The organism is Microvirga lotononidis (assembly GCF_034627025.1).
In the GTDB taxonomy this organism is placed as follows: domain Bacteria; phylum Pseudomonadota; class Alphaproteobacteria; order Rhizobiales; family Beijerinckiaceae; genus Microvirga; species Microvirga lotononidis.
Genome location: NZ_CP141050.1, coordinates 890,932 through 903,451, shown reverse-complemented (window position 1 = coordinate 903,451; position 12,520 = coordinate 890,932). Strand labels below are relative to the sequence as shown.

Annotated in this window: 11 protein-coding genes; 8 read left to right on the top strand and 3 right to left on the bottom strand. The window is 63.1% G+C overall.

Features of this window, described 5'->3' with window-relative positions:
* The first annotated feature begins 13 nt into the window (after positions 1 to 13).
* On the top strand, positions 14 to 1,261 hold the full coding sequence (locus U0023_RS33930) for an ABC transporter substrate-binding protein (RefSeq protein ID WP_009491813.1): 1,248 nt from the start codon (positions 14 to 16) through the stop codon (positions 1,259 to 1,261).
* A gap of 416 nt (positions 1,262 to 1,677) precedes the next feature.
* Positions 1,678 to 2,727: an IS110 family RNA-guided transposase gene (locus U0023_RS33925; protein ID WP_322883876.1), complete on the top strand. Its 1,050-nt coding sequence runs from the start codon at positions 1,678 to 1,680 to the stop codon at positions 2,725 to 2,727.
* Between the two features lie 866 nt (positions 2,728 to 3,593).
* On the opposite strand, the gene U0023_RS33920 is transcribed toward U0023_RS33925, so the two are convergent.
* From U0023_RS33920 to U0023_RS33910, 3 genes are all read right to left on the bottom strand, one after another.
* Entirely contained in the window at positions 3,594 to 4,211 is a 618-nt protein-coding gene (locus U0023_RS33920; protein ID WP_009762672.1) for a GNAT family N-acetyltransferase, read from the bottom strand.
* A 1-nt stretch (position 4,212) separates the two neighbouring features.
* A complete protein-coding gene (locus U0023_RS33915) occupies positions 4,213 to 5,388 on the bottom strand; it encodes a Gfo/Idh/MocA family protein (protein WP_009762671.1) in 1,176 nt (391 codons plus the stop codon).
* A 62-nt stretch (positions 5,389 to 5,450) separates the two neighbouring features.
* Positions 5,451 to 6,737 carry an ROK family transcriptional regulator gene (locus U0023_RS33910; RefSeq protein ID WP_009762670.1) on the bottom strand — a complete coding sequence of 429 codons (1,287 nt, stop codon included), beginning with the start codon at positions 6,735 to 6,737 and terminating at the stop codon, positions 5,451 to 5,453.
* A 242-nt stretch (positions 6,738 to 6,979) separates the two neighbouring features.
* Here U0023_RS33910 and U0023_RS33905 point away from each other — a divergent pair, with 242 nt between their 5' ends.
* The 6 genes from U0023_RS33905 (at position 6,980) to U0023_RS35850 (ending at position 12,505) form a co-directional block, all read left to right on the top strand.
* The gene (locus tag U0023_RS33905; protein ID WP_009762669.1) at positions 6,980 to 7,939 is read left to right on the top strand and encodes an extracellular solute-binding protein; all 960 of its coding nucleotides are present in this window, start codon (positions 6,980 to 6,982) and stop codon (positions 7,937 to 7,939) included.
* On the top strand, positions 7,936 to 9,951 hold the full coding sequence (locus U0023_RS33900; protein WP_009762668.1) for an ABC transporter permease: 2,016 nt from the start codon (positions 7,936 to 7,938) through the stop codon (positions 9,949 to 9,951). The genes U0023_RS33905 and U0023_RS33900 overlap by 4 nt, the downstream gene beginning before the upstream one ends.
* Positions 9,944 to 11,002: an ABC transporter ATP-binding protein gene (locus U0023_RS33895; RefSeq protein WP_009762667.1), complete on the top strand. Its 1,059-nt coding sequence runs from the start codon at positions 9,944 to 9,946 to the stop codon at positions 11,000 to 11,002. Before U0023_RS33900 ends, U0023_RS33895 begins: the two co-directional genes overlap by 8 nt.
* Entirely contained in the window at positions 10,999 to 11,802 is an 804-nt protein-coding gene (locus U0023_RS33890) for an inositol monophosphatase family protein (protein WP_009762666.1), read from the top strand. The genes U0023_RS33895 and U0023_RS33890 overlap by 4 nt, the downstream gene beginning before the upstream one ends.
* Positions 11,803 to 12,074: 272 nt before the next feature.
* On the top strand, positions 12,075 to 12,269 hold the full coding sequence (locus U0023_RS33885; protein WP_009762665.1) for a hypothetical protein: 195 nt from the start codon (positions 12,075 to 12,077) through the stop codon (positions 12,267 to 12,269).
* A complete protein-coding gene (locus U0023_RS35850) occupies positions 12,224 to 12,505 on the top strand; it encodes a DUF3574 domain-containing protein (RefSeq protein WP_195904195.1) in 282 nt (93 codons plus the stop codon). Before U0023_RS33885 ends, U0023_RS35850 begins: the two co-directional genes overlap by 46 nt.
* The last annotated feature ends 15 nt before the right edge of the window (positions 12,506 to 12,520 follow it).

Sequence of the window (12,520 nt, the reverse complement as noted above, 5' to 3'; positions counted from 1 at the left end):
AAGGGAGGAAACAATGAACAATTATCCGACACGCCGCGGAATACTCCAATACGGAGCCGCCCTCGCAGCACTCGGCGCACCGGGCTTAGCCCGCGCGCAAAGCCCGGTCCGCCTGAGCTACTGGCACCACTTCGCAAGCCAGAGCGAGCAGAAGGGCCTGCGCCGCCTGACCGAGATGTTCCGTGCCAAGTACCCCAACATCTCGATGGCGATCGAGACGATCCCGAACGCCGAGTACCTGACGAAGGTAACCGCCTCCGTGGTGGCCAACAGCCGTCCCGATACCTGCATGGTCGCAGCCGAACGCTTCGCCGACATGTACGCCATGAAGGCCTTGCTCGACCTCTCGCCCGAGGTCGCCAAATGGGATCGCAAGGCCGATTTCAAGCCCAGCGCTTGGAAGGGCGCCGAGCGCGACGGCAAGCCCTTCGGCGTCCCGGCCTATTCATTCGTCAACTGGATGTACTACCGCAAGGACTTCTTCGAGGAAGCAGGCCTGTCCGGGCCACCGGACACGATGCAGGAGTTCCTTGAGGTCTGCATCAAGCTCACGAACCCGGCCAAGAACCGCTACGGCTTTGGCATGCGGGGCGGCGGGGGCGGCCATCAATACCTGATGGACTTGCTGATCGCCTACGGTTCGCCGATCGTCTCCGATGGCAAGCCCGCGATCGATCGGGCGAAGGCAATCGAGGCGGTGCGTTTCTTCTCGGATCTCTACACCAAGTACAAGGTCGTGCCCCCGAGCGCGCCCAACGACAGCTTCCGGCAGATCATGGAGGGCTTCAAGACAGGTCAAACGGCCATCATCTGGCATCACACCGGATCGCTGGCAGAGCTGACAGCCGCGCTCAAGCCGAACCAAATCGGTACCACGTTGCGCCCGAAGGGCCCGGTTCTGCGGGCGGCCCGGGTCGACAACCTTTACAACGGCGTCTCCAACGACCGGAACCGGGAGGCGGCCTGGAACTGGGTCAGCTTCTGGGCCGAGCCGGATCCCGCAATCGCGCTCCTCGAGGAGACGGGCTACTTCCCAGCGTCCTTCAAAGTCGCCCAGGATCCGCGCATCACCGGCAATCCACTCTACAAGCCCGCCATCGAGACGCTATCGTTCGGTCAAAACGCGATCGACACCCCTGGCGTCGAGGCCTGGGGGCAGAACCAGATGTTCCCCGAGTTCCAAAAGATTCTGGTCGGGAGCTCCACGGTCGAGGACGCGGTCGACGCGATGATGCGGAGCCTCGACAAGACGTTGAGCTGACGCCCGGAGCCGAACGGCTAGCAGGAAAAGAGTATCCCACGTCGGCGCCCCGCTATCTGAAAGCGGGTGCCGTCGTGGAGTTGGCGATCGAAGGACTCCGTAAGTAATAGTGGATCCCTGACTACAGCTTGATGCGACTTTGGACATGCCAAGCCCACAGCGCGTCCGCCGAAGATCAGGTTAGTGGCTCAACAGGAAACTGATAGTGCGTGCTCCATGGCTTTCCGGCTTCTCAATACTCGGAAGATGCAAGCTGGAAGGTAGATGTCTTACCAGTTGATGGTGATGGAGAAATCCTGATCATACCGATCAACACGCAATGTTCCTTTGGTGCCGTTGAGCTGCACAATCTCCGCGCCTCCTACACCAGCAGCTTTGTGGATCTACCGTGCTATAGGGAGAGCACAGGTGTTGTCATGTCTGAGATTGCCACCGTCGGCCTTGATATCGCGAAGAACGTCTTCCAGGTCCACGGCATCGACCGAAATGGCAAGATCGTCCTGCGCAAGGCACTGCGCCGCAGCCAGGTGCCGGGCTTCTTCAGCGCCCTTCCGCCTTGCCTGATCGGGTTGGAGGCGTGCGCGACGGCTCACCACTGGGCCCGCACGCTCATGGCCTTCGGCCATGACGTCCGCCTGATCTCTCCCGCCTATGTCAAACCTTATCTGCGCCGGCAGAAGAACGATGCCGCCGACGCCGCTGCCATCTGCGAGGCGGTCACTCGGCCGTCGATGCGCTTCGTTCCGGTCAAGAGCCCGCAGCAGCAGAGCACCCTCATGCGGCACCGAGCCCGCGATCGTCTGATCGGGCAACGGACAGCCCTGATCAATGCCCTGCGCGGTCACTTTGCCGAGCTGGGCATCGTAGTGGCGCAAGGCGCTCGCAACACGCGGCAACTGATTGCCCTTATCCATGATGCCACCAGTCCCGGCCTCCCCGTCACAGCCCGGGTCGCACTCCAGCCTTTGGCGGCGATGCTGGTTGAGATCGAAGCGCAGATTGCCAGGCTCGACAAAGCCATTCTGGCCGCCCACCGCAGCGATCCGGTCAGCATGAGGCTCGCCAGCATTCCCGGCATTGGGCCGATTGTGGCCTCCTGTCTCTCGGCCAGTGTTCCAGACCCCAGCCTGTTCCACGGCAGTCGGGAGTTTGCCGCCTATCTCGGTCTCGTGCCGCGGCAGCCCTCAACCGGCGGTAAGCCGCGGTTGGGCTCCATCTCCAAGATGGGCAACCGGCACCTGCGCAAGCTGCTGGTCGTCGGCGCGCATGCGGCGCTCTACAGCCTGAAGTCCGGCAAGACCCGAACGCCCCTGGCGGACTGGGCCCGGTCTCTGCTGGTCAAGAAGCCGTTCAAGGTGGTCGCCATCGCACTGGCCAACAAGATCGCCCGGATCGCCTGGGCGGTGATGGCCAGGAGCACGGCTTATGAGCCTGGCAACAAGGGAGCTGCCGCGCCGGCGGTATAGCCGCCCCGTTCACACTATTCGCCCCTCGGGGCATCCAGTTGGCACGGTGATGATGAGATGATGTGAAGCCACAGCGGATATGGACCGCCAGATCTGGCAAACCCGTGGTGTTGTCTTGCGCCAGTCGAGCGCGATAACGTGAGAGGGACCAGGTTCAGCGGAAAACATCAGGGCCAGCGGTCATGCAGCACCGCGCTTACAGGCCGGAGACATGACTGCACCCGCCCCGCTAGGCCCAAGCATCATCAACAAGCACATTGCCAAACAGGCGCCATCCAGACATGACATCACCCCCCTGCTGCGGGACTGCAAAGCTATAATCCAGAAGTCCGGCTCTTCTGCCTCGCCGCGATTGCTGCGGTCCAGAAGCGTCCGCTGCTCAAGGCGGCGTTGTTCACCACTGGTATCGATCACTTCGCCAGAGTCGCCTTGCTGCGGACCTATCACAAGGAGGCCCGATTGCTCGCCACCGTCGATCGTATTGCGTGCCGGATACAGCACCGAGTTCGCACCTTGAGATCAAGGAGCCGCGAACAATCCTGATCGGCATCTCACCTTTAAGGGCAAAGAATATCGCTTGCCGTCACCCAACGCGACGAATCTCAGAGTTAAAGGCAAAGCGACAGCGGCCCATGAGGCCGGCCAGCTATAGAGGCGTGCTCGAGCGGATTCCCCATTGGGGCGCCCCAATGACGGGTGACGCCGGATAGGTGTTTGCAACTGACCAACGCCGATCAGAGCCACTTCTCGCGGCGAAATCAGGCGACCTGAAAGCGCGATTCAGTCGGGACAACGCGGACGTCACGCGACGGAGGGCAAGGCATCGATCAAGTGGCCTGAGGGTAGGCGGATCGGCCCCGGGCCCGCTAAAGCGGCCGACCGAGAATGATGGCCTGATCACGCGCGATCTCCCGGAAGCCCAGTTTTACGTAGAACGGGACCACCTTCTCGTTCGCCAAGCTGATCCCCAGGTGGACAGCCGGCGCACCGGACGCTTTCAGGGAAGCCATCTCGGCTTCAATCATCGCCCGTCCCCAGCCCTGGCCCTGGGCCTCCGGCAGGAGATTGACATGCAGGTGCGCCGGATAAGCGGCGGCCCTGTCCGGGCTTGTCCTCTCGGGTTCACGAATGCGGTCCAAGATGTCCTGGTCCGAGGCGCGCTCCGGGTGCCGCAGAGCGTATCCTGCGCGTAAGCCGGGCCACCATTCGCGCTCGAGCCGCTCCTCGAAGGCAAGGCTGTCGGGCGTGCCGACCACATAGCCCAGCGTTCGCGTCCCATCCGTCAGAACGAAGGCGTGAGACGGCTCATGGATCAGGTAGGGAACCGCCCAGATCAGGCCCGGATAGCGCGGGTCACCGAAGAGGGAGCTCGCGTCGGCCCCGGCATCGGCCGTCCTGAGGCAGATGTCGAACAGGGCGGGCTCGTCCTGCCGGTGGGCGGGCCTGATGCGCCACTGGCCCGCTTCGGTTCTTGCCTGGGTCATGTCAGACGGATCCGCCTTCAGCGCGGCACGCGGCGCTTCCCAACGCGTCGTCAAAGCGCTGCCAGCTCTCCGTCAGGTCGACCAGACGGCGGGTGCGGCGAGCCTCGTCGATCTTGATGGCCGTCAGACCGGCCTCAAGCGCGTCCAGCACTCCCACCGGCAGGGGCGTGCCGGTCCTGAAATGGTCAATCAGGTCGAACGCCATCTGGTCATCAGCTCCGTAGTGGTTGTGCTCGTGCCCGGCATAGCTGGTCTCGAGGATCTTCTCGCCATTGCGCGCGTCGTGGACCCGGAAATAGTTTCGGATAAAGTCTCCTTCGGCCATGCCATTCGAACCGACGATGCAGAAGCGTCGGAACTGATCCGGCACGTTGAGATTCGCGTGGAACGCCATGGTGGCGCCATTCGCGTACTCGATCAGGGCCGTCTGATAATCGATGATGTCGGCATCGCCGTCGAAGACGTGATCGCTGGCCATCCATCCACTGGGCTTGCGGTGGTACATTTCGCGCTCGGCATTTGAAAGATGGCCAGGAGCGTTCTCGGGAATGAACGACTTGCGCCCGCCGAAGCTCGCCACCGTCATCGCACGAGCCCCGACAACGCTCGCGTAGATGTCCAGATCGTGGCAGCACTTCTCCAGAATGTAGGGTCCGGCAAAGCGCTGGTAGCGCCGCCAGTCGCGCATGAAAAAGGCGCCGTGATAGGGTGCGATGTGCTCCGTCGCCTCGATAGACGCGATGGCGCCGAGATGGCCTGCCCGCTGGGCTGCCCGCAGGTCCTTGTACAGGGAAGCATAGCGCAGCACTAGGCCGACGAGAACTCTGTCGGAGCCGAACTCCCTTAGCAGCGCGGCCAGCTCAAAGGTCTGGTTTTCGTCGATCACGACAGGCTTCTCGGTAAAGACACGCACGCCGGCGCGGAGACCCGCCCTCACGTGCTCCAGATGCAGATGGTTGGGCGAACCCACCAGCAGCAGGTCCAGCGTCTCGGCCGCCAGCATCCGGTCTGGCGTGTCGTACATCGTCCCGATCCCGATCCTGGCCCTGCTGAGACCCGGCGCCCCCGCCGGCGAGGGATCGACGCAGGCGACCACCTGGATGTCCGGGTCTGCCTTCACCAGGCATTCCAGCACGGCGGCCATGCGGTAGCCGAGACCAATGACGCCGAGTTTCATGCGCAAACCTCGTTCCTATCTCTGACAGTGACTGACATCACGTATTCACCCTTGGGGCGCCGTCAGGGTGCCGCAGGCGCATACGCCGGGCGTCCTGACGGCGCTTCGTCCTGAGGCTTCGTGCCACCGCTTCCGGTGACATGATCGAAAAGGCTCTCGGCGTCGATGGGCTGCCCCCGGCCGCGGCCCAGCGACAGCCGCCGGAACTCGGGACTGCCGTTCACGATGAACGGCAGCATAGCGGCCCCGACGGCGGCAGCCTTCCGGTCGAGGCTGCCCACCTGAAGGCGCGGCATCTTGCGGTCCCGGCGTGCGGCCGGCGAGGCCTGCAAAGGGTAGGCGCGGTCCACGAGGGAGCTGCAGACGCTGCTCGGGAGAAGCCCGCCGACAATGATCGTCTGGGGATCGAGGAGGTTCTCGATGATCGAGGCCAGCAGGCGCAGGCGGCGCCCATTGAGCTCGAGCCAGCGCATCAGGCTAGCGTTCCGTTTCTCGTAAAGGACTGCCAGATAGGCCGGGTCGGCCAGCGCGGTCACACTGCATTCGAGCATATCGGCCAGTTCGTCCAGGGAAAACGGCGTCTTGCCGGAGGGATGCTCGTCAAGGTTCTCCGGCCATGACAAGAGCCCGATCTCGCCGGCGTTGTTCCAGGCGCCCTGAAACGGCAGGCCGTCCGCGATGATGCCTGCGCCAAGCCCGTTGCCGACGAAGACGTAGACGAAGTTCGACAGGCCCCGGCCTGCGCCAGTGATCAACTCCCCAAGCCCAGCAGCGGTCGCATCGTTCTCGACCACGGCCGGAAGGCCTGTGAGCGCCTGCAGCCGGTCGGCGATTGGGAAGCCGCTCCACGCCTGCCATCCCGGGCTGCCGACATATTCGTCGAATTCCGCATCCTGCAGGGTTGGCATGGCTACGCCGACGCCCCACAGATCCGCCGCCTCGCATTGTTCCGCCGTCAACTTTACAGCAGCCGCCATCGTGGCGACAGCAGCGGCCGGATCCGTCCACTCGATGACGTCTTCCCGGAACGCCAAAGGCTGACCTGCGAGGTCGTAGACCACACAGCTTAGACGGTCGCGATCGAGGTGGAGGCCCACCGACGACCCGGCACCCGGATTGATCTTCAGGTAAGTTTGCGGCGCACCCCTTCCGCCTTCCGAGCGGCCGCTCTCGAGGATCAGACCGCGATCCTGCAGCTCGCGCACGATGTTGGAAATCGTCTGCGCCCGTAGACCCGTCCGCGCAACGAGATCCGTCCGGCTGATCGGGCCCTCCCGCCAGATGAGCTCGAAGGCCAACCTCCGATTGCGCCTCGCGGAAACGGCATGGTTGTTGCCGACATGGGTCATGAATCCGCCAATCCTGAACACCCCTTGAGATCCGCGGGCCGCTTTAATCCATTTGATTGATGATATCGTAGGCGCTCTTTCGTGCGACCGCAACCTCAAAGCAGAGGTGGTTAGTCAACTTATCCAATTTTCGGGCTTGCGATTTCCGCAATTTAGCAATTCAATGGATAAATTGATTGCGGCAGGCACATGCCGGGGTCGGACAGGCCGAGCGAGGGAAGTCGGCCGTGAAGGAGAGGGCCATGGTGAACGTGAAGAGCGTTGCGGTCGCCGCGACAGTGCTGGTGGGCATTGCAGCATTCGGGCAGGTGCGAGCGGAGGATCTTGTCGTCTATACGTCGCACGGGGAGGTGACGTCCGGGCCCGTATTGGACGCCTTCAAGAAGGCCCGGCCTGACATCAACGTCACGGTAGTGCGCGGCGGAACGGGCGAGGTTCTGGAACGCCTCCGCGCCGAGGCCGGAAACCCCACGGCGGACATTCTCTGGGGAGGCCCCACACAGAGCTTCGACGAGAGCGCGGCCCTTTTTCAATCCTATGAGAGCCAGGCCGACAGCGTGATGGTGGCGGCAGATCCGAATCACAAGTGGCATGCCTATACGGTCCTTCTCCAGCCCGTCATTGTCAGCCGGAAGCGGGTTCAGGCCGAAGACATGCCAAAGACCCAGAAGGATCTCGCCAATCCCAAATGGGCCTCCCTGGGCAGCCTCATCATTCCGGATCCGTCGAAATCCGGCACCGGCTACACCATCCTGTCGGCACTTGCCGGCGCGAACGGCTGGGACTTCATCGCAGCGCTCGCCAAGGGAGCGAAGATCTCCCCTGGATCGGATGATGCCTTCAACGCCGTCCGCGACGGGGAAGCCGCCGTGGGGTGGATCAACGAGGATCTCGGGGCCAAGTGGAAGGCCGCGGGTCTCCCGATCGAAATCGTTTACACGACGGATGCGGTGACCGGCCAGATCGACGCGCAGGCGATCGTGAAGGGCGCCCCTCATCTGAAAGCCGCGCAGGCCTTTATCGACTTCCTGGGGACAAAGGAATCGCACGAGATCGTGCGTGACGCGACGATCCGTCGATCGGCCCGCCAGGACGTGGTACCGCCCACGCAGCTCCCCGACATCGGGAAGCTTAACATCGTCTCGCCTGTGGATCCCCGTCCGGTCGTGACGGCGCGCTTCCAGGAGGCGATTCGTCGATGAAGGTCTGGCGCGACAGTTGGTTTCTTTTCGCAATCGTCGCGCTGGCCCTTTGCCTGGGACTGATCGTCGTTCCGCAATTCCGGCTCCTAAGCGCATCGTTGATCACGGCCGGCGGGAGGTTCGCCGTCGTCCATCGGGCGACGGCGGGTCTCGAGGCCGTCAAGGAGCTGTCCGACCGGTTCGAGGTCAGCGGAATGCCGGAAGCCCTGTCGGTGGGAACGAACGGGGAGGCGCTGCTCACCCTACAGCCGGACGGCCCTCAGACCATCAGGCTGACCGCGCTGAGCGGGGGCGGCATCAGGGCCAGAATCGATTCTGACAGTTCCATCACCATCCTGGCGGGTGACAGGACCCTTCACGTCACCCAACAGGTGCCTACGGGCCTGTTCAATCGCAAGGCGCCCGATCCTCTGTCGGTAACTGACCTCGGGAACGGGAGCCTCCGCCTGAGCCATGGGCTCAATGCCTATCTGACCTTCGAAGACAGGACCCTATCGGCAACTCTTGCCAATTATGTGTCGTTCTTCACCAGCCGGGACACCCTGGCCGCCACCATCAACAGTCTCGTGGTCGCCATCGCCTCGACCACTCTCGCAGGCCTCATTGGGGTTTCGCTGGCCTATGTGGTCGCGCGCTTTGCCGTGCCGGGGCGGAAGATCATCATTCTCCTCATCACGATGGCGTCGATCTCGCCTCCGTTCTTGGGCGCCTATGCCTGGCGCCTTCTGCTCGGCCGCAACGGACTGATCACGCGCTCTCTCGACGTCCACTTCTCGATCGTCGGCATCCACGGGGTGATCTGGGTCATCGCATGGCTCGTCTTTCCGATCATCTTCCTGTTGAGCTACGATGCCTTCACGGGACTCGACGAAGGCCATGTGGAGGCAGCGGCGAGCCTGGGCGCCCGACCATCCCACATTCGCTGGACCGTCGAGGTGCCGCTCGCGATGCCCGGTATCCTGATCGGCCTTTACCTAGCCACCATGGCGGCGCTTGCCGATTTCGGAACGCCGCGCATCATCGCCCTCGATCTCAATGTGCTTCCCGTTCTGGTCTACACGTCCTTCCTCAGTGAGGGCGGCGGCAATCCGGGATTGGCCGCCACCGGATCGATGGTCCTCGTCGGCCTGTCCAGCGCTTTCCTGTACGCTCAGCAGGTCTATCTGGCACGGCGGACATTCGCCGTTGTGTCGGCGCGGCCGCCACGCGCGAAACCTATCAGCCCAGGCGGACGGATCGCTGCGATCGGGTTCGCCGCGTTGGTGCTGTTCTTTGCGTTCGTTCCCCACCTGACCGTGCTGGTAACAAGCTTCCTGCGCTGGCGGGTCGGACTGCCGGAACCCGTCTTCACCACGGCCAATTACCTGGCGATGTTCAATTCCAACCTGGCATCGGCATGGGTGACGCTGTCGCTCGGCATCGCCGGAACCCTAGCGGCCCTCGCCATAGGGGTCGGAATTGCCTACGTGCTCGTGCGCAAGCGCTATCGGATCATTGCACCCGCTCTAAATTTCATCGTCATGCTGCCTTACGTAATTCCCGGCACCGTGCTGGGCATCGGGCTGATCCTGATCTTCAACGATGGGCCAATCGTCCTGACCGGCACGTGGCTCATCCTGGCCATCGCCTATCTCATCCGGAACCTGCCGTTCACCGTCAAGGCAGCGGAGGCGGCTCTGAACCAGGTGCATCCCGCGCTGGAAGAAGCCGCCATGAGCTTGGGCGCCCGACCGCTGCGGAGCTTCCTGACGGTCACCGCCCCCTTGATGCTCGCAGGTGCCGTTACGGGAGCCACCCTGACCTTCCTGCATATCGTGACCGAGCTTTCATCCACCATCGTGCTGTACCGGCCGCCATGGAAGCCGCTCACGGCCGTGATCTTCGAAAATACCCTGCGCGACTCGGACTTCGGCGTGTCGGCGGCCCAGACCGTCCTGCTTATGCTCATCATCTACGTGCCGCTTTACCTCGTCGTGCGATACGGACGCTCTGAAAGGCGCATCGATGTCTGAACCTTCGACCATACGTCCCCCGTCCGGCTGCGCCGTCACCATCGACCAGGTCTCGAAGCGTTATGGCTCCAACACGGTGCTGAAATCGATCAATATGGCAATCAAGCCGGGCGAGTTCTTTACCCTGCTCGGTCCATCGGGGTGCGGGAAGACGACCTTGCTGCGCGCGCTCGCCGGCTTCCATGGCATCGACGAAGGGCGCATTCTCTTCAATGGCCAGGACGTCTCGCGGACACAGCCCTGGGACCGGAACATTGGGTTCGTATTCCAAAACTATGCGCTCTGGCCCAATAAGACCGTCTTCGACAACGTGGCCTACGGACTGCGGATCCGCAACGTCCCGAAAGCCGAGATTGCTCGGCGTGTCCGGGATGCTCTTGAGCGCGTCGAACTCAGGAATGTCGAGGCACGCTTTCCCGGCGAGATGAGTGGCGGCATGCAGCAACGCATTGCGCTGGCCCGCGCGCTGGTGATCGATCCGCCGCTGCTCCTGCTCGACGAGCCCATGTCGAACCTCGACGCCAAGCTGCGCGTGAGCCTGCGCCGGCAACTTCGTGACATCCAGGAGGCGCTCGGGGTCACGGCCATCTACGTGACTCACGACCAGGAGGAGGCTCTGGAGCTGTCCGACCGCGTTGCGGTGATGCAGGGCGGGATCGTTCAACAGCTCGGAAAGCCCGAGGATATCTATGCCTCTCCGAGCAATCGCTTCGTTGCCGAGTTCGTGGGCGCCGCAAACCTCGTCGATGGAGTTCTCCGCGAGGGACGATTCGAACTGAAAGGGGGCGGCCGGATCGAGGTGCCCGACGCCCAGACCGATGGGCCCGCAACTCTGTTCGTGCGCCCTGAAGGACTTCGCCTAGTCGATCCGCATGTCGCCGGGGTTCTTCCGGGCCATGTTGCCAGCGCCCGCTATGTCGGTCGGGCCTGGGTTCATGAAGTCCAAGTTTCCGACGATGAGATCCTGATCGTCGATGTGGCCACACGGATCCCGAACGGCACCCCCGTCGGCCTCGCCATCAACGCGCCACGCTTTCTGAGGGCCTCATGATATCCTTGCTGCCGGAGGGCGCTTCGCCCCATCTCGTCTTGATGGCCGAAGCCGCCCGGGCCGGTGCCACCGAGCTGAATACCCGCTATGGCAAACTCGACCGGTCATCCGTCGAGTCCAAGGGACCGGCGGATTTCGCTTCCGACGCTGACTTGGCGGCCGAGAACGCCATTGCTCTCGTTTTGAAACGAGGCGCCCCGGATTTCGGCTTTGAGGGCGAGGAGACCGGCATCACGAAGGCGGCCCACGGCCGGCTGCGCTGGATCGTCGACCCGCTCGACGGCTCGACCAATTTTATCTGGTCGGTTCCCTACTTCTCCGTCAGCATCGCTCTGGCAGAGGGAAGCCGGGTGCTCGCCGGGATCGTCCTCGACCCACTGCGGGAGGAGATGTTCTGCGCTGAGACCGGCAAGGGTGCCTGGCTCAACGGCAACCAACTCAAGGTGTCGGATCGGCAGCCTAGGCAGGCTCTGATCTCGGTTTCGCTGCCGGTTCCGGGACAGCTCAAGGGCATCGACGAAGATCGCTATCTGGCCGGCGTCAGAGCCGTCATGCATCACTCGGCCGGCATTCGGCGCCTGGGCTCTGCCGCCCTCGACCTGGCGTATGTGGCGGCCGGCCGTCTCGACGGCTACATCGAAGACGGTCTCAGCTACTATGACTTCGCGGCGGGCAAGCTCCTCGTTCAGGAGGCCGGCGGACGCATCAGCGATTTCGCTGGTCACGATCCCGTGGCGGGCTCGGTGGTGGCAGGAAATCCTGCCCTGCATGCATGGCTCAGAAACAGCTTCGTTGCCTGATAGACCCGAAAACGCTCAATCCCCCAAGGGGCGTGCCCTGTTATCATCTGGGTTCGGTCAAAAGGCGCAGAGCTCCTGACGGCACGTCGCATGGCTGGCCGGTTGTGGCGCGGCGCCAGGCGTACCACGTGACCCGCAGGGTTCCGACGCCCTTTCACTAGTTCCCAGAAGATCCGAAAGTCCATGGCTTGGCAGCTCAACGGAGAGGACGCACAGGAGGGCAGGCGGCCCGCGAGTAACATTATGTGAGCAGAAGTATCCTTATTGGCCGAATGGCGATGCTGACCGCGCTGGCCTCAGTTCCCATCGGCTGCGCCGAAACCGCCATTCCGCTTCCGTCGGGCTTTTACGCCTGCGATGCCGGCGACAAAGCCATGATCCGCGACACACTCTATTTCGGCCGCGACCGCCCAATGGCGGCGTGGTTCATGGTTCGGAGTGGCACGGCTTCCTCAATGATTTCGTGACCCCGCGCCGTCCGGCCGAGCTGGCCATGACCCATGCGATAGGGCAGTGGCGCGGCGCAAGCGGTTGGATCGAACGGGAGCCCTCCGAGGGTCTTATTGTGCTCCACAGCAGTGATCCTGCCGTACGGAAAACGTGGCGGATATCATTGTCGAATCCAGGAAGCGCTTCTACCAGGAGGCGATTCTGCGCGGACGCACCCGGATCTGCGCGCGGCTTTGACCTGCACTTCAGATAAGGACTTGAACTGTAG